The organism is Paenibacillus sp. Marseille-Q9583, assembly GCF_976954365.1.
On record NZ_CDRJTB010000017.1, the window covers coordinates 81,558 to 97,819 of the forward strand.

Annotated in this window: 17 protein-coding genes; all 17 read left to right on the plus strand. The window is 43.4% G+C overall.

Annotated elements, in window-relative coordinates; translation table 11 throughout:
• Positions 1 to 81: 81 nt before the first annotated feature.
• The 17 genes from yfmF (at position 82) to pduL (ending at position 16,191) form a co-directional block, all read left to right on the plus strand.
• Positions 82 to 1,359, plus strand: a complete 1,278-nt coding sequence (yfmF, locus tag ACWNM1_RS10745) for an EF-P 5-aminopentanol modification-associated protein YfmF (RefSeq protein WP_449600941.1) — start codon at positions 82 to 84, stop codon at positions 1,357 to 1,359.
• Positions 1,360 to 1,361: 2 nt separating this feature from the next.
• Entirely contained in the window at positions 1,362 to 2,642 is a 1,281-nt protein-coding gene (yfmH, locus tag ACWNM1_RS10750; protein WP_449600942.1) for an EF-P 5-aminopentanol modification-associated protein YfmH, read from the plus strand.
• Between the two features lie 39 nt (positions 2,643 to 2,681).
• Positions 2,682 to 3,410: an elongation factor P 5-aminopentanone reductase gene (gene ymfI, locus ACWNM1_RS10755; protein WP_042194125.1), complete on the plus strand. Its 729-nt coding sequence runs from the start codon at positions 2,682 to 2,684 to the stop codon at positions 3,408 to 3,410.
• 136 nt (positions 3,411 to 3,546) lie between these two features.
• Positions 3,547 to 3,810 (plus strand): DUF3243 domain-containing protein, encoded by a 264-nt coding sequence (locus ACWNM1_RS10760; protein WP_042189396.1) that lies wholly within the window; start codon positions 3,547 to 3,549, stop codon positions 3,808 to 3,810.
• A 176-nt stretch (positions 3,811 to 3,986) separates the two neighbouring features.
• Positions 3,987 to 4,754 carry a DUF3388 domain-containing protein gene (locus ACWNM1_RS10765; RefSeq protein ID WP_042128818.1) on the plus strand — a complete coding sequence of 256 codons (768 nt, stop codon included), beginning with the start codon at positions 3,987 to 3,989 and terminating at the stop codon, positions 4,752 to 4,754.
• A 48-nt stretch (positions 4,755 to 4,802) separates the two neighbouring features.
• The gene (locus ACWNM1_RS10770) at positions 4,803 to 5,771 is read left to right on the plus strand and encodes a helix-turn-helix domain-containing protein (RefSeq protein ID WP_449600943.1); all 969 of its coding nucleotides are present in this window, start codon (positions 4,803 to 4,805) and stop codon (positions 5,769 to 5,771) included.
• A gap of 79 nt (positions 5,772 to 5,850) precedes the next feature.
• The gene (locus ACWNM1_RS10775; RefSeq protein WP_449600944.1) at positions 5,851 to 6,012 is read left to right on the plus strand and encodes a hypothetical protein; all 162 of its coding nucleotides are present in this window, start codon (positions 5,851 to 5,853) and stop codon (positions 6,010 to 6,012) included.
• Between the two features lie 203 nt (positions 6,013 to 6,215).
• The gene (locus ACWNM1_RS10780; RefSeq protein ID WP_042128814.1) at positions 6,216 to 6,707 is read left to right on the plus strand and encodes a YajQ family cyclic di-GMP-binding protein; all 492 of its coding nucleotides are present in this window, start codon (positions 6,216 to 6,218) and stop codon (positions 6,705 to 6,707) included.
• A 153-nt stretch (positions 6,708 to 6,860) separates the two neighbouring features.
• Positions 6,861 to 7,448 (plus strand): CDP-diacylglycerol--glycerol-3-phosphate 3-phosphatidyltransferase, encoded by a 588-nt coding sequence (pgsA, locus tag ACWNM1_RS10785; protein ID WP_449600945.1) that lies wholly within the window; start codon positions 6,861 to 6,863, stop codon positions 7,446 to 7,448.
• Positions 7,449 to 7,557: 109 nt separating this feature from the next.
• Positions 7,558 to 8,844, plus strand: a complete 1,287-nt coding sequence (locus tag ACWNM1_RS10790; RefSeq protein ID WP_449600946.1) for a competence/damage-inducible protein A — start codon at positions 7,558 to 7,560, stop codon at positions 8,842 to 8,844.
• Between the two features lie 299 nt (positions 8,845 to 9,143).
• Positions 9,144 to 10,211: a recombinase RecA gene (gene recA / locus ACWNM1_RS10795; RefSeq protein WP_042128809.1), complete on the plus strand. Its 1,068-nt coding sequence runs from the start codon at positions 9,144 to 9,146 to the stop codon at positions 10,209 to 10,211.
• A 165-nt stretch (positions 10,212 to 10,376) separates the two neighbouring features.
• The gene (locus ACWNM1_RS10800) at positions 10,377 to 11,108 is read left to right on the plus strand and encodes a regulatory protein RecX (RefSeq protein ID WP_449600947.1); all 732 of its coding nucleotides are present in this window, start codon (positions 10,377 to 10,379) and stop codon (positions 11,106 to 11,108) included.
• 316 nt (positions 11,109 to 11,424) lie between these two features.
• Complete coding sequence (gene rny / locus ACWNM1_RS10805; RefSeq protein ID WP_449600948.1) at positions 11,425 to 12,966, plus strand: ribonuclease Y; 1,542 nt, start codon at positions 11,425 to 11,427, stop codon at positions 12,964 to 12,966.
• Between the two features lie 142 nt (positions 12,967 to 13,108).
• A complete protein-coding gene (locus ACWNM1_RS10810) occupies positions 13,109 to 13,903 on the plus strand; it encodes a TIGR00282 family metallophosphoesterase (RefSeq protein WP_449600954.1) in 795 nt (264 codons plus the stop codon).
• 200 nt (positions 13,904 to 14,103) lie between these two features.
• Positions 14,104 to 14,364 (plus strand): stage V sporulation protein S, encoded by a 261-nt coding sequence (locus ACWNM1_RS10815; protein WP_019910496.1) that lies wholly within the window; start codon positions 14,104 to 14,106, stop codon positions 14,362 to 14,364.
• Positions 14,365 to 14,514: 150 nt separating this feature from the next.
• Entirely contained in the window at positions 14,515 to 15,480 is a 966-nt protein-coding gene (locus ACWNM1_RS10820) for a dipeptidase (protein ID WP_449600949.1), read from the plus strand.
• Between the two features lie 138 nt (positions 15,481 to 15,618).
• Positions 15,619 to 16,191 carry a phosphate propanoyltransferase gene (pduL, locus tag ACWNM1_RS10825; protein WP_042128797.1) on the plus strand — a complete coding sequence of 191 codons (573 nt, stop codon included), beginning with the start codon at positions 15,619 to 15,621 and terminating at the stop codon, positions 16,189 to 16,191.
• Positions 16,192 to 16,262 lie beyond the last annotated feature (71 nt).

The window sequence follows — 16,262 nt, forward strand, 5'->3', positions numbered from 1 at the left end:
TACTTTGGAATGGTTTAGAATGGTTATTAATTCATAAACATGACTTAGAGCAACTATCCACGCAGTAAAGGAGTTTTGGACTTGACTAATAATGTATTTCAGCATGGCACCGTTGGAGGCTTGCGCATTCACGTTATGCCAACCAAGGCGTTCAAAACCTACGCGATCTCACTTTATGCGGGTATTCCTCTTGACGAGAATACAGTGACCTCTACCGCATTAGCTCCATTCGTGCTTCGCAGAGGTACCGCCACTTACCCGGAGACTACGCAATTCCGCGAGCGTTTGGAGGAGCTGTATGGCGCTGGGTTCGGGTTTGATATTTACAAAAGAGGCGATTATCAAATCGTTCAGTTCCGCATGGATACGATTAATGACTCTTTTGTGCAAAGCCAGGAGAGCTTACTTGAACAATCCTTCGCTTTCTTAGGTGAAGTACTGACTCGTCCATTAGTTGAAGACGGCAGTTTCCGACCTTCGTATGTTGCAACGGAGCGTGAAACCGTTCGCAAGAAGCTGGAGTCCATCGTAAATGACAAGATACGTTACGCTGCTGAGCGCTGTATTGAGGAAATGTGCCGTAACGAGCCATATCGTCTTCACCCTCTGGGGCAAAGAGCGGATCTGGATCAAATCACTCCGAAAAGTTTGTATGAATCGTATAATTCCTGGCTGGATGATGCCATCCTTGATCTCTATGTAGTGGGTGACACAACAGCTGAGGAAGTAGAAAAGTTGGTACAACGTCATTTCGGTCGGGTTCAGTCCGAGGTGGGCTTATATAGCTCTAAGTTCGTACCTGTATCAGTTAATGAGGTGCGGACTGTAGAAGAGAAGCTGGATGTCAGTCAGGGCAAGTTAAACCTGGGTCTACGCACCTCTATTACTTATAAGGATGATAATTACGCGTCCGCACTTATGTACAACGGAATATTAGGAGGGTATCCCCACTCTAAACTCTTCGTTAACGTACGTGAGAAGGCAAGCCTTGCATATTATGCTTCGTCTCGTTATGACGGCCACAAGGGCATTGGAACGATTCAATCAGGCATTGAAACGCAAAATTACGGCAAAGCCGTGGACATTATAGAGAAACAATTGGAAGAGATGAAAGCTGGCAATATCAGTGATCTGGAACTGAGTCAGACCAAAGCTATGATTCGCAATCAGCTTTCCGAGATTCCGGATTCTGCTTTTGAAATGATCTCTTACGACTTCAACCGCCAGTTGTCAGGAAAAGAACGGACAGCAGATCAGCTATTGAAGCAGGTGGAACAAATCGGTGCTGAAGATGTAAAAGCTGCCGCCGAAACCTTTCAGCTGGATACGATATATTTCTTGACAGGAAAGGAGGAATAACGATGGAACAAATTCATTACGACAGACTTCAAGAGACCATTTATCATGAGGTCATGGATAACGAACTTCAGGTATATGTGTTGCCAAAACCAACCTTCAAAAAGACCTATGCTACATTTGCAACTAAATACGGTTCCGTTGACAATCATTTTCATGTCGCAGGTGGAGAAGAGACCACTGTTCCTGATGGTATAGCTCACTTTTTAGAGCACAAAATGTTCGAAGAGCCAGAAGGCGATATTTTTGCTACCTTTGCTTCAAATGGAGCCTCGGCCAATGCTTTTACAAGCTTTGATCAGACAGTTTATCTTTTCTCAGCAACAGAGAATATAGAGACCAATCTTAATACGCTCGTTGATTTTGTTCAGCGACCTTATTTTACAGATGAGAATGTAGAAAAGGAAAAGGGAATTATTGGTCAAGAAATCAATATGTATGCTGATAATCCGGACTGGCGCGTGTATTTTGGCCTTATTGAAGCAATGTATTCGAAGCATCCGGTTCGGATTGATATTGCAGGTACGGTAGAATCGATTAGTACGATCACGAAAGAAACGCTGTACACATGTTATAACGCTTTTTATCACCCTAGCAATATGTTGTTGTTCGTGGTTGGGGGTGTGGACCCGGAGAAAGTATTCTCCTTGATTCGCGCTAACCAAAAGGGTAAAACCTACGGTAAGCAGGGTGAAATCAAGCGTATTTTTGAAGATGAACCCGAACAAGTCGCTACAAAACGGCTAGAAAGCAAGCTTGCTGTTTCGATGCCGAAAATCATGTTTGGTTTCAAGGAAAAAGTAGAAGATCTAACAGGTGAAGCTTCTCTGAAACGCGACCTGATAACGAAGCTAATGCTCGATTTGTTGGTAGGTAGTAGCACAGCATTGTATCAAAAGCTTTATGATGAGGAATTGATCTCGGACAGCTTTGGACATGAATTTAATAGTTCTCCACAGTATGCTTTTTCTGCAATGGGTGGGGATACAAAGGATCCGGACTTGCTTTTAAAACGAATTAAAGAAGAAGTAGATCTAATCTTAAAGTCTGGCTTTGCGGAGAAGGATTTCGAGCGGGCACGGAAAAAGAAAATTGGCGGTTATTTGCGCATGCTGAACTCCCCTGAAAGTATCGCACATGAATTTACACGCTACCAGTTCCGTGGTGGTGACCTGTTTGAAGTTCTGCCTATGTATGAATCGATTACTCTGGCAGAAGTAAATGAGCGTCTGCAAGCCCATGTAAACTGGGAACAGCTTGCCGTTTCATTGGTGGTGAGTCCTTAGGTGAGCGTTTTGGGAGAGAGCAGCAAACCACTAGGGGAAATGACAGTGCTCATTACAGGGGGAAGCGGAGGGATCGGCGGCGCCATTGCGGAACGATTTGCTTCTGTGGGGATGAATATAGTTATTCATTACAAACACTCACATGAAGCTGCGAATGATGTCGCTCGGCGTTGTATGGCTCTTGGGGCAAAGGTAATGACAGTAAACGCCGATATGAAGGATCGTAGTCAGATTGTACGTATGGCGGAAAAGCTTGAGAGTAATGGGATGCAGCCGGATATTCTCGTCAATAATGCCGGTAAATCGCATTACGGAATGCTAGCTGATGTGACCGAAGAGGAATGGGATGACATTATGTCCATTAACTTGAAGGGAACCTTTATGTGCAGTCAGATCTTTATGCCGTACATGGTGTCGCAACGTTATGGTCGTATCATCAACGTTTCTTCTGTATGGGGAATCACTGGAGCTTCTTGCGAAGTAGCTTATTCGGCTAGCAAAGGTGGAGTGAATGCCTTTACAAAGGCTTTAGCTAAAGAGTTGGCTCCATCTGGTGTAACGGTTAACGCGGTAGCTCCAGGAGCGGTTAATACGAACATGCTGTCCAATTTACAGGAGGATGAAGTCCGTATGCTGGAGGATGAGATTCCAGTAGGGCGTTTGGCTACGCCTAATGAAATATCTTCACTAATTTATTTTTTGGCTTTGCCTGAGTCCGGGTATATCACTGGCCAGATTATTAGTCCAAATGGTGGTTGGATTACCTGATCTTCAGTTGGAGAAAAGCTCCAGCATAATAACTTAGCTTCTAAGACATATTATAAGTGTTGTTTTTAAATCTCACGTAAGGCGGCTTACAGCCTGTATGCAGGTGTTTGACCGTAAACATGAAGGAGGATTTAAGATGACACAAGAAGATAGCGTAATCAAAAATTTTGACACCTGGAAGAAATTCCTAGGAAAACGAGTTGTACAGGCGGAGAAACTTGGGATGAGTGAAGACACAATCTCAAAGCTGGCTTTTGAAATTGGGGAATTCCTCGATGAAAAAGTGGATCCAGCAAACACTCAAAACCGTGCAATCAAAGAGCTATGGGACGTCGGCAACGATGAAGAAAAGCAGACGATTGCTAAACTCATGGTCAAGTTGGCGAAAAATCACGCCTAAGCTTGCGGAAAAGCTCCCCTTGTGGGAGCTTTTCTGCAATTATTACAGGACTGACCTTGCCTTTCATTTTTATTTTATATATCATTAACATGACCCGTGTTTCAGACCGCTTTGTCTGAACGGCATTTTTTTGATGTATATCAAAGTGCGGGAAAAGGAATCTATGAGGTGTACAAGTGGAATATAAACAATGGTATATGGAATACAAGATTCACAAGAACAGACCCGGTCTGCTTGGTGATATCGCTTCAATGTTAGGGATGCTAGAAGTCAACATTTTGACGATTAATGGCGTTGAAGGAAAGACTCGCGGAATGTTGCTGGAGACCAATGACGATGACAAAATAATGCTGATGGGCGAAATGCTCAAGAAAGTTGATAATATTACAGTTTCAGCTCTGCGGTCTCCAAGACTCGTAGACAAGCTGGCTGTGCGCCATGGGCGATATATTGAACGGGATTCAGATGATCGGAAGACGTTTCGCTTTACTCGGGATGAACTTGGTCTATTGGTCGATTTTCTCGGGGAACTGTTTAAAAAAGATGGAAATCAGGTAATAGGACTTCGAGGTATGCCCCGTGTAGGAAAGACGGAATCAATCATTGCTGGCAGTGTCTGCGCGATGAAGCGTTGGACATTTGTCTCCTCGACACTTTTACGTCAGACGGTTCGAAGTCAATTAGCAGAAGATGAGATGAACCCACATAATGTATTTATTATTGATGGTATTGTTAGTACGATCCGCTCTAATGAGAAGCATTATAATTTATTACAAAATGTTATGAGTATGCCAAGTACGAAAGTGATCGAGCATCCAGATATTTTTGTGCGGGAATCTGAGTACACCTTTGATGATTTTGATATTATTATCGAGCTTCGCAATAATCCAAATGAAGAAATATTGTACGAGTCGTTTACGACTAGCTACAGTGATGATTTATAGAACAAGAATGAACAATGATATTCATTGAAATTTACAGGAGGTGATGGTATGTCGGAACTGGGCCGGCAATTGAAAGAGGCGCGTCTGCAAAAAGGGATGAGTCTTGACGATGTCCAGGAAGTAACGAAAATTCGCAAAAAGTATTTGGAAGCCATCGAGTCTGGAGACTATAAGGTGCTTCCAGGAAGTTTTTATGTTAGGGCGTTTATCAAAACGTACGCAGAGGCAGTGGGGATGAGTCCTGACGAACTGCTAGAGGAGCATGGGAATGTACCTGCCCCTCCCGAAGACACAGCCATGGAAACGGTGATTCAAAAACGCAGCCGTAGACCTGAAACCGAACGGAATGCAAAATGGCTGCCAACAGTGCTAATGTGGACATTTCCAATATTAATTATTGTTGTGATTTACATTTATGCATCTAGTTTGAACAAACCGGATCCTGATCAGATTGATCAGACGAATCTGACGAATGAACAGCAGGATCCTACGACTGCTCAAACATCTCCACCGGCTTCAGGGGGTGGAGTTGTGGCGCCAACTTCTTCGGCAGGAACAGAAGGAACAACTGAACCTACTGCAGAGCCAACGCCATTACCAACACCTACGCCTACGCCTTCCACGCAATCCATTACAGTTACACCGGATGGGAAAGCAGGAAAAACAACAAAATTCAAGGTTTCGGCTCCGGCTGGAAGTGAAGTGAAGGTTGAGATTTCTGCTACTGGGGTAAGCTGGCTTGAGGTGTATAAAGGTGAGAACTCTAAAGGTGAAAAGCTCTCATTTGGTAACACAGCGGCAGGAGATCGTATGAGCTTTGTGCTTGGAAGTGAAGGAATGTATATTAAATCTGGTTATTCACCAGCTACTGAGATTACTGTCAATGGACAAGTGATTACGGATGAAAAGACCTCATCTCGTCTGCTACTTAATCTGGATGATGGTACTGGAAGTGAAACGACCCAGAATGAAGGTTCCACCGATACTACTGACCAGACTAATGAAACAGGCCAATAAGAAAATTGATGCATAGACTTTGGCTTTGCGGGGAACATAAGACTGTTTCTAGTTCTTAGCCAAAGTGGGGTGTACATTCATGATTGTTAGCTGGGTTGTAGCTGGACTTGGGGTTATAGTCAGTCTTATCGGATACTATATGACACCAAGTGCTTGGGGTTACGGAATTCTTGGTTTCGGTCTTGCGCATATTGTGCTTGGGGTTCTGGATATGTTCCGAAACCCAGTCCGAAGCAGATAGAAACCTTAGAAATGATCGTCTCCCGGGGTATATTTCCGTGGAGACGTATTTTCTACCTGAAACACAACTCATTTCGAAGGAAAAGCTCCACTTTGTGGGGCTGTTTTCTGTGTCGGGTGAGGTACATATTATCCAATATTAGACTTAAGGGTATCATTCTTTTATAATAGTAGCAGACTAAAAAGTACAAAGGACGTGTAGTTATGAGTTCAGAAAGTTCATTTGATATCGTATCTAAAATGGATATGCAGGAATTAACCAATGCGATCCACCAAACAGAGAAAGAAATTGACAACCGCTTTGACTTTAAGAACAGTAAGAGCAGTCTGAAGCTGGAGAAAGACGCACTTATTATCGCCTCTGAGGACGAATATAAGTTAAACGCTGTTATTGATATTTTACAATCGAAGATGGTGAAGAGAGGTATCACGCTAAAAAACTTGGATTTCGGCAAAGTGGAGCCTGCTTCCCTGGGAAGTGTTCGTCAGCGCTTAGGTCTTAAGCAAGGGATTGATCAGGAGAACGCTAAAAAAATTAACATCCTGATTCGTGATTCGAAATTGAAGGTGAAGAGTCAGATTCAAGGAGATCAGATCCGCGTAACTGGTAAGAGTCGCGATGATTTACAACAAATTATCCAGATTCTGCGTAAAGCTGATTTGCCGCTGGACCTGCAGTTCAACAACTTAAAATAGCATTTTGTACCCCGCAGTGCTTATCAGCGCCCTTATGCGGGGTGCTTTGTATTTTTTTTGACACCTATTTATAGCTATAATATACTTGCTTAAGTAGAAAAAGATGAGCCTGATCCAGGCAATTTGTATGAACGATTTAGGGGAGGAACTTCAGTGAATTTACCCAACCGCATCACGCTATCACGTATTTGCCTGATCCCGATTATGATGTTTTTTTTGCTGGTGGATTTCAGCTTTTATCCAGAACCGATACATTGGGGCTCTTTTCAGCTATCTGTTAATCATTTGGTAGCAGCTGTAATCTTTTTGCTTGCTGCGAGTACAGATGGAATAGACGGCTACATAGCTAGGAAATATAATATGGTTACCAATCTCGGTAAGCTCCTTGATCCGTTAGCGGACAAGCTGTTAGTTTCCGCAGTTCTGATTTCACTTGTGGAATTGGGCAGATGTGATTCATGGATCGCAATTGTTATCATTAGTCGTGAGTTCGCAGTAACCGGGCTTCGCCAGATAGCATTGTTAGAAGGAAAAGTGGTTGCCGCCAGCAAATGGGGTAAGATAAAGACGGTTGTACAAATTGTAGCGATCTCACTGCTGTTGTTAAATAATTTCCCATTTCAATTCGTCAGCATTCCTGTAGACGATATTGCCATCTGGGCTGCAGCCTTGATCACTATATACTCTGGAATTGATTATTTTGTGAAGAATAAGGATCTATTACAGCTGCATAATGCTTAAGCATTTTAGGCAGCTACATATAGGAGAGGTAATAGGTAAAGCACCTATTACCTTTTTTAAACCCTAAAAGCAGTGTATCTACATTATAACGAGGAGGCGAAAGCCAGGTATGAAAGCGGAGATTATTGCAGTAGGCACGGAGCTTTTGCTCGGTCAAATCGTAAATAGTAATGCCCAGTTTTTGTCTATTGAGCTAGCTGCTATTGGGATTGATGTATATTTTCAAACCGTAGTTGGGGATAACAGCAGTCGCTTGCAGCAAGCCATTGAAATCGCTCAAAGTAGAGCGGATGTTATCATATTTACCGGTGGTATTGGTCCTACAGAAGATGATCTAACGAAGGACGCGCTGGCTGCTTCCTTAGGTCGCACACTTCATACAGATCGCTTAGCAATGGATCATGTACAACGCTTCTTTGATGATCGAAAGATTGTAATGACGGAGAATAATCGTAAACAGGCACTTATAATTGAAGGAACTACACCTTTGCCAAATGAGATTGGTCTTGCTGTTGGCATTGCTTTTGAGCATGAAAAGAAATATTATATTGTGCTTCCTGGTCCGCCTCGCGAGATGAAGCCGATGTTCGTAGATAAAGCTGTACCGTGGCTCCAGCAGCACGCTCTAACGACAGAAATGCCACTTTATTCTAAAATGCTTAAATTTGCCGGTATCGGAGAATCACTGCTTGAGGATAAGCTCATTGATCTTATTCACAGCCAGACAGACCCAACCATAGCTCCTTACGCTAAAGAGGGAGAGGTAACCGTTCGTATTTCGACAAAGGCGCCTTCCGAGCATGAAGCTTACAAGAAGCTGGAGATTCTGGAGAAACAGATCAAAGAGATTTTGCCAGAACATTTATATGCAAATATTGATGTGCCACTGGAGCAATTGATTGTGGATTGGATGGCGGATGCAGGTCTGACTTTAAGTGCGGCAGAGAGTTGCACGGGAGGCTTGTTGATGGAGAGTATAACTAACATTCCAGGCAGTGCTTCGATGTTTGCGGGAGGAATCGTCTGTTATTCCAACGACCTGAAGAAAAAACTTCTGAATGTGCCAAGTGCTTATTTGGAGGGGCCAGATGCTCCAGGGGCAGTTAGTCGTGAAGTTGCCGAGGTGTTAGCTGATCAGGTGAGAATGATCGCGGATAGTGATTTCGGTTTATCTGTAACTGGTGTAGCAGGACCAGGCTATTCTGAACGTAAGCCAGTTGGACTTGTATTTATTGGTTTAGCTGAACGCGGGCGTAAGACAGAGGTGTATGAGCTTAATCTTAAAGGTACACGTGAAAATATACGACTGCGTACTGTTAAAGCTCTGTTGTATCGTCTATGGCGCAGACTTGAGGAACGGAAGGTGGAGACACCTCTTGAAGGCTCAGACTTGTAATGGGAGATTAGCCCAGTTATAATTGAGACATACGGAAGAACCGTGGCACTGAGATTTCTTTGCTGCGGTTTTTTGTATATCTGCGGAGATTTTGATCGCTGTTATGGTTTTGATCATAAGTCGTTGATGTCCGGTGAAGTAGAGAAATCAGTTAACTTCTATGTCCGGAGGGAGGCTTACAATAAAAGGGATAATTAACGCTTGAGACAAAAAAAACGAATGTATGTTCGAAAAAAAGCTTGGCAAGACCTCAAAAACACGTTATTATATTATTATAAACAGTGAAGGAAGTGGTCTGATTGTCAGATCGTCGTGCAGCGCTTGATATGGCGCTTCGTCAAATAGAAAAACAATTTGGTAAAGGTTCGATCATGAAACTGGGAGAATCCACTCATATGCAAGTGGAAGTTGTACCTAGCGGATCTTTGGCACTTGATATTGCGTTAGGTATAGGCGGACTTCCAAAGGGACGTATTATTGAAGTATACGGACCTGAATCCTCCGGTAAAACGACTGTTGCTCTTCATGCTATTGCAGAAGTGCAAAAACAAGGAGGACAAGCTGCATTTATCGATGCTGAGCATGCGCTCGATCCGAAGTATGCACGTAACTTGGGCGTAAACATTGATGAATTGTTGCTATCTCAGCCAGATACGGGTGAACAGGCACTTGAGATTGCTGAAGCACTTGTCCGTAGTGGTGCAGTAGACATTATTGTCGTTGACTCCGTAGCTGCGTTGGTTCCTAAAGCGGAAATCGAAGGCGATATGGGTGATTCTCACGTCGGCCTACAGGCTCGTTTGATGTCTCAAGCGCTTCGGAAGCTATCTGGTGCCATTAGTAAATCGAATACAATTGCTATCTTTATTAACCAGCTTCGTGAGAAAATTGGTGTTATGTTCGGTAACCCTGAGACAACCCCGGGTGGTCGGGCGTTGAAATTCTACTCTTCCGTACGGTTGGATGTTCGTCGTGTCGAAAGTATTAAGATGGGTAACGACGTTGTAGGTAACCGCACCAAGATCAAGATTGTGAAGAATAAGGTAGCACCTCCATTTAAACAAGCTGATGTTGATATCATGTATGGTGAAGGGATTTCCAGAGAAGGAAGTCTTGTAGACATCGGTACTGAAATGGACATCGTGAATAAGAGTGGTGCATGGTATTCCTATGAGGGTGAGCGTCTCGGCCAAGGACGTGAGAATGCCAAACAGTTCTTGAAAGAACATCAAGATATTGCACTTATCATTGAGAACAAGATCCGTGAAGCAAGTAACCTGTCCACTATTGTTGCTGCACCAAATGAAGCGGAAATCATTGCAGAGCAAGAGGAAGAAGAAAAGCTACTTCTCGAAATCGAACAATAGAATTTACTAAGGAATAGGACGCCCTGTGATTCATTGTTGCAGGGTGTCTTTTCTTAACAGTGTAAGAACATATATATTTTGGGTCCCCCAAAAGTACCTGAGTACGCATCGAAGTTAAGCCACACTTTGTGGGGATATTTTATTGCTATGAGGTGACAAGCAACTATGGTAATACAGCTGGATATGGATTTTGAGTCGGATGAGCAGGACGTACAGGTCCTATCTGATTTTCCTGATGGAGAACTTTTAGAAATTACTAAGGTAGAACGTCAGAAGAAGTCGGACCACCGCTACATCATACATTTCGGAGCCTATAACATGACCGTACACGAAGACGTCATGATTAAATATCGGATGATTACTGGAAATTCTTTTATGAAAGCCGATTTGGAGGAAATTGTTGTTGCTGATGAGCGACAACGAGCTTATGTAGAAGGACTTCGCTATCTAGAAAGGAAGCCACGTACCGCTATGGAAATGACTCGCCGTTTACGGCAGAAGGAAATAGGGGAGACTATTATTGCGGAAGTGGTGCAACGGCTACAGCAGGAAAGATTTCTTGATGACCCCTTGTATGCAAAGCAATGGGCCGAGCAACGCATTACGAACCAGCGAAAAGGGAAAATGTGGATTCGCCAAGAGCTGCGTGAGAAAGGAATCGACAAAACCTTGATCTCGGAAGCACTGGAGAATGTCAGTCCTGAACAAGAACTAGAGAGTGCACTTCAGATTGGTCGTAAGAAATGGAATCTTATTCGTGGTGAAGCCACAGATAAGCGCAGAAAGACTGGAGCCTTCTTAATGCGGCGTGGATTCTCGGGTGATATGGTGCGACAAGTGATCAATACTTTACTTGAGGAAGACAATTATGAGGGTGAAAATGAGGAATTTTACTAGACTCACTGATTCTCTTGACATTAATGCGCATATCGACTCTCTTGACAATGTCTTTTTATAAATAATAAAATATAACATGAATCGGCATAAAGTAAGAATCCTTTTTCCTTCCCAAAAAGGTGACTTTTTAAAACGGTTCGCGTACAACTCATATGAAATGTAATCGCCGGATAAGGCGGGCAGTGTGCATGTGCAGCATGTGCAGTATGGCAATCGGTTATTTACCGGTTTTTTGTATGGTGATGAACGGATAGTTTAACAACTGCACAATTCCCAAGGGTATACCTTGGAGAGGAACCAACGAGGAGGTGAACAGATGCAACCATGGATCTGGGTCATTATCGTTCTCGTTGTAGCTGCATTATTCTTTGGGTTCGGTTATTTTATTCGTAAATCCCTTGCAGAAGCTAAAATTCAAAGCGCAGAAAGAGAAGCCGTAGTCATCGTGGAGAACGCGAAGAAAGACGCAGAGGCGCTGAAGAAAGAAACAGTATTGGAAGCTAAGGACGAAGTCCATAGAATCCGTACTGAAGCTGAGAAAGAAACTCGTGAACGTCGGAATGAAATCCAACGGCAAGAGAGACGTTTGCTGCAAAAGGAAGAATCTCTGGATAAAAAAATGGAATCGCTTGAAAGAAAAGAAGAACAAGTAGCTAACAAAGAGAAACGAATTGATGAAACCCAACAGCAAATTGATGTTATTTACAAAAACCAAGTTACTGAATTGGAGAGAATTTCCAATTTAAGCATCGAAGATGCAAGAAGTATTATTCTTAGCAATGTTGAGCAAGAAGTTCGCCATGAAACGGCTCAAATGATCAAAGAGATTGAACAGCAGGCGAAAGAGGAAGCGGATAAGAAATCCCGTGAAATCATCACACTCGCTATCCAACGCTGTGCAGCTGATCACGTAGCGGAGACAACAGTTTCAGTTGTTACCCTGCCGAACGAAGAGATGAAGGGGCGGATTATCGGTCGTGAAGGCCGTAATATTCGTGCACTCGAAACTCTTACAGGTATCGACCTCATTATTGATGATACGCCGGAAGCAGTTATTTTGTCGGGATTTGATCCAATCCGCCGTGAAGTGGCCCGTACGGCACTTGAGAAGCTTGTGGCAGATGGACGTATCCATCCCGCTCGAATTGAAGAGATGGTGGAGAAATCCCGCAAAGAAGTGGACGAACGAATTCGCGAATATGGTGAACAAGCTACTTTCGAAGTGGGTGTTCACGGATTGCATCCAGATTTGATCAAGATTCTGGGTCGTCTGAAATTCCGTACAAGCTATGGTCAAAATGTATTGAAGCACTCCATGGAGGTTGCTTATTTAACTGGACTGATGGCCGGTGAGCTTGGGGAAGACATCGTGCTTGCAAAACGTGCAGGATTGCTCCATGATATCGGCAAAGCGCTGGATCATGAAGTAGAAGGATCGCATGTTGAGATCGGCGTTGAACTAGCGAAGAAATATAAGGAACATCCGGTTGTTATCAACAGTATCGCGTCTCATCATGGAGATTGCGAAGCTACCTCGGTTATTGCGATGTTGGTTGGTGCAGCTGATGCATTGTCAGCAGCAAGACCTGGCGCTCGCCGTGAAACACTGGAAACGTATATTAAACGTCTAGAAAAACTGGAAGAAATCTCAGAGTCATTCGAAGGCGTTGAGAAATCATTTGCTATTCAGGCGGGCCGTGAGGTACGCGTGATGGTACAGCCAGAGAAGATTGACGATGCAGAGGCATTCCGTCTTGCTCGCGATATTACGAAAATGATTGAAAGTGAACTGGATTATCCAGGACATATCAAAGTTACCGTTATTCGTGAGACACGGGCTGTTGAATACGCTAAATAGGTGGAATATAAGGTTAAGGGATAAGATGTAACTTATACTTTCTTATATTTGTTGAGAATTGGCCCCTAAGCGGGGCCTTTTTTCTTTTGAATATGAGGTCTTATCCATTAGATATAGCGGTTAAGATTAGGAGGAGAGAATCATTAAAGTACTATTTATTGGAGATATCGTTGGAAATGTTGGCAGAAAGGCTCTTCGTGAGATGTTGCCCTCACTAAAAAGTAAATATCAGCCACATATCATTATTGTTAATGGTGAAAATTCTGCTGCCGGTAGAGGGATCACCAAGGCGATCGCTAATGAGTTTTTTAACTGGGGCGTTCACGGTATAACTATGGGGAATCACACATGGGACAACAAAGATATTTTTGAGTTCATCGATGATGAGGCTCGGATTATTCGTCCCGCTAATTTTCCGCCAGGAACACCGGGAAGAGGTTATACAGTCGTTAAAGGGAACGGTAAAGAACTTGCCATAGTGAATTTGCAAGGCCGGACATTCTTACCTGCTATCGATTGTCCTTTCCGTGTCGGGGAACAAATTGTGGAAGAGCTTCGTAGAGATCATAAATGTATTTTAGTCGATTTCCATGCAGAGGTAACCTCTGAGAAAATCGCCATGGGATATTTTATGGATGGTCGCGCATCAATTGTTGTTGGGACACATACTCATGTTCAGACAAATGATGATGTGATTTTACCAGGAGGAACTGCGTATTTAACCGATGCGGGCATGGTTGGTTCAAGCGAAGGAATTCTGGGTATGGAAAGAGATGCAGTACTTTATAAGTTCACAACTCAGCTTCCAGCACGATTTGTTGTCGATGAAGGCAAGTGGCAGCTTCACGGTTTATTTGCAGAACTAGATGAAAATACTGGTGCGGCAACTCGTCTAGAGAAGATACGGTTACGTGAAGATGAATGGGTTATGAGCTAAACGTAGAACAGAGTATGTTTTAATCCGGGTAATTTCGCTGAGTTAGGGTAAAGTGTGATATTTTTAATATCATAAAAGAGTATCTTTAAAACCGTTTTTGGAAGACGTGGTCCGTAAAAAGAAGGAATTATTTCTTCTCTCGCGAATAACATCTAAAGTAGTGGAAGAACACCATTATTTTCCCAGGGGAGGTACTTACTATGGATGTATTAAAAGTATCAGCTAAATCCAATCCAAATTCTGTCGCCGGCGCATTAGCGGGTGTTCTTCGTGAACGTGGATCGGCCGAATTACAAGCTATTGGAGCTGGAGCACTGAATCAAGCAGTCAAAGCAGTTGCCATTGCCCGGGGATTTGTTGCACCAAGCGGAGTAGATTTGATCTGCATTCCTGCGTTCACTGATATAGTGATTGATGGGGAAGATCGAACCGCGATTAAACTGATTGTTGAACCCAGATAATAGACCTATAGAATGATTGAGCCTGTTTACTTATGTAAACAGGTTTTTTGCTTTTGATTTATAGTCTGGCGTTTTTTTGCATAGTATCTGAAATAGGCATTTGGAAATGAAATGAACGGCTGGGAACTGTGAGAAAGTGGGGTTGTAAAAATGAGGGCTGATAAGCTTAAAGTAGCGGATTTCCATTGTGATGTGCTAAGCAAAATGCAAGCCTCCCCGGATATTAATTTTGACAATGATCCTCGACTAGATGTTACTGCAGAGCGGCTGGCTTCTGGCGGAGTGGAGTTGCAATGTTTTGCAATATATCTTTCAACTAACAGAGGAAAACCAAGCTTTGAACATGTTCTAGGGCAAATGGATCTCTTTAGGCAAAAGATAGTGAACACAGATGGGCTTCAGTGGTTACGGTGGAAGGAGCAAGTAGGGAATCGACTAGTAGGCGCGCCTCCACAAGCAATGCTCTCTCTGGAGGGCGTAGACGGCTTAGAAGGGAACTTGTTTTATGCTCAGCTCTGTTTCGAACTTGGAGTACGGTTTCTTGGTGTGACTTGGAATTATGCGAACTGGGCAGCAGATGGTGTGCTAGAGCAACGTAATGGTGGATTTACGGAAAAAGGGAGAAAGCTGATAGAATGGTGCAACGAAAGTGGAATGCTGCTTGATGTGTCGCATTTGTCACAAGCGGGGTTCTGGGAGTTGGCCGATTTAAGCAATCGTCCGTTTATTGCCTCCCATTCGAATGCTGCAGCTATATGTGGGCATGTTAGAAATTTAAATGATGAACAGATTAAAGCATTGATTGCAATGGATGGAAGAATGGGCCTGACCTTTTATCCGTGGTTTGTACGTGATGATGGGAAGGCTCGCATGGCTGATCTGCTAAAGCACATTGAACATGTATGTAGTCTCGGCGGAGAGAAGCATATGATGTTTGGCTCGGATTTTGACGGCATTGATACTTGGGTAGAGAAGTTGGAGCATCCGGGAAAATACCCTGATCTTATAGAGCAGCTGCTCCGTTATTATCCAGAGAATACTGTGAGAGGCTGGATGTATGAGAATGCGGCCTCTTTTTTAAGCGTTAATTTGCCCTCTCAGGTGTCTAAACCATGACAATCTTGTGCAAAAAAAATAAATTGTCGAAAAAAGGGGCTTCGTTATGATGCAGCCCTTTTTATTTTTGGGTAAGAAGATGTATAATGGTTAATGGCTTGTACAGATACTAGAGAAAATACAAGGAGTGACTTTACAATGAGTAAGACTGTACCCGTAGGTGTGTCGGCTAGACATATTCACCTTACGCAAGAGCACGTGGAGGCTCTGTTTGGCCCAGGATATCAATTAACTGAGTTCAAACCACTTTCCCAACCAGGACAATTTGCAGCAAATGAACAAGTAGCAGTTATCGGTAGCAAAGGTAAATTTGACAAGGTAAGAATTTTGGGACCTGCTCGTCCGGCTTCCCAATTAGAAATTTCCCGTACTGACTCCTTCGCACTTGGCGTGAAAGCTCCAGTTCGCGAATCTGGAAATATTGAAGGAACACCTGGCATTACGCTCAAAGGACCTGCTGGTGAAGTTGAATTAGAACAAGGCGTTATCATCGCAGCTCGTCACATTCACTTCCACACTTCTGAAGCTGAAGCTTGGGGCATTGCGGATAAGCAATTGCTTAAAGTTCGTCTCGGTGGCGACCGCGGTCTCGTATTGGAGAACGTAATTGCTCGTGTATCCGACAGTTTCAAACTTGATATGCATATTGATACTGACGAAGCTAATGCTGCTGGTGCCAACAATGGCGACACTGCTGAAATCGTAGACTAGTCTTCATACGAATGATAAGAAGCGGGGGAGAAATCCTTCGCTTTTTTTGTTGTGTGTTGGGAAACGGACTG

Excerpts from the sequence above, each read along its gene's own strand:
- ACWNM1_RS10815 (WP_019910496.1), top strand. The coding sequence starts at position 14,104 with ATGGATGTATTAAAAGTATCAGCTAAATCCAATCCAAATTCTGTCGCC.
- ACWNM1_RS10820 (WP_449600949.1), top strand. The coding sequence starts at position 14,515 with ATGAGGGCTGATAAGCTTAAAGTAGCGGATTTCCATTGTGATGTGCTA.
- rny (WP_449600948.1), top strand. The coding sequence starts at position 11,425 with ATGCAACCATGGATCTGGGTCATTATCGTTCTCGTTGTAGCTGCATTA.
- ACWNM1_RS10760 (WP_042189396.1), top strand. The coding sequence starts at position 3,547 with ATGACACAAGAAGATAGCGTAATCAAAAATTTTGACACCTGGAAGAAA.
- ymfI (WP_042194125.1), top strand. The coding sequence starts at position 2,682 with ATGACAGTGCTCATTACAGGGGGAAGCGGAGGGATCGGCGGCGCCATT.
- ACWNM1_RS10800 (WP_449600947.1), top strand. The coding sequence starts at position 10,377 with ATGGTAATACAGCTGGATATGGATTTTGAGTCGGATGAGCAGGACGTA.
- pduL (WP_042128797.1), top strand. The coding sequence starts at position 15,619 with ATGAGTAAGACTGTACCCGTAGGTGTGTCGGCTAGACATATTCACCTT.
- ACWNM1_RS10770 (WP_449600943.1), top strand. The coding sequence starts at position 4,803 with ATGTCGGAACTGGGCCGGCAATTGAAAGAGGCGCGTCTGCAAAAAGGG.
- ACWNM1_RS10790 (WP_449600946.1), top strand. The coding sequence starts at position 7,558 with ATGAAAGCGGAGATTATTGCAGTAGGCACGGAGCTTTTGCTCGGTCAA.
- yfmH (WP_449600942.1), top strand. The coding sequence starts at position 1,362 with ATGGAACAAATTCATTACGACAGACTTCAAGAGACCATTTATCATGAG.
- ACWNM1_RS10775 (WP_449600944.1), top strand. The coding sequence starts at position 5,851 with ATGATTGTTAGCTGGGTTGTAGCTGGACTTGGGGTTATAGTCAGTCTT.
- ACWNM1_RS10780 (WP_042128814.1), top strand. The coding sequence starts at position 6,216 with ATGAGTTCAGAAAGTTCATTTGATATCGTATCTAAAATGGATATGCAG.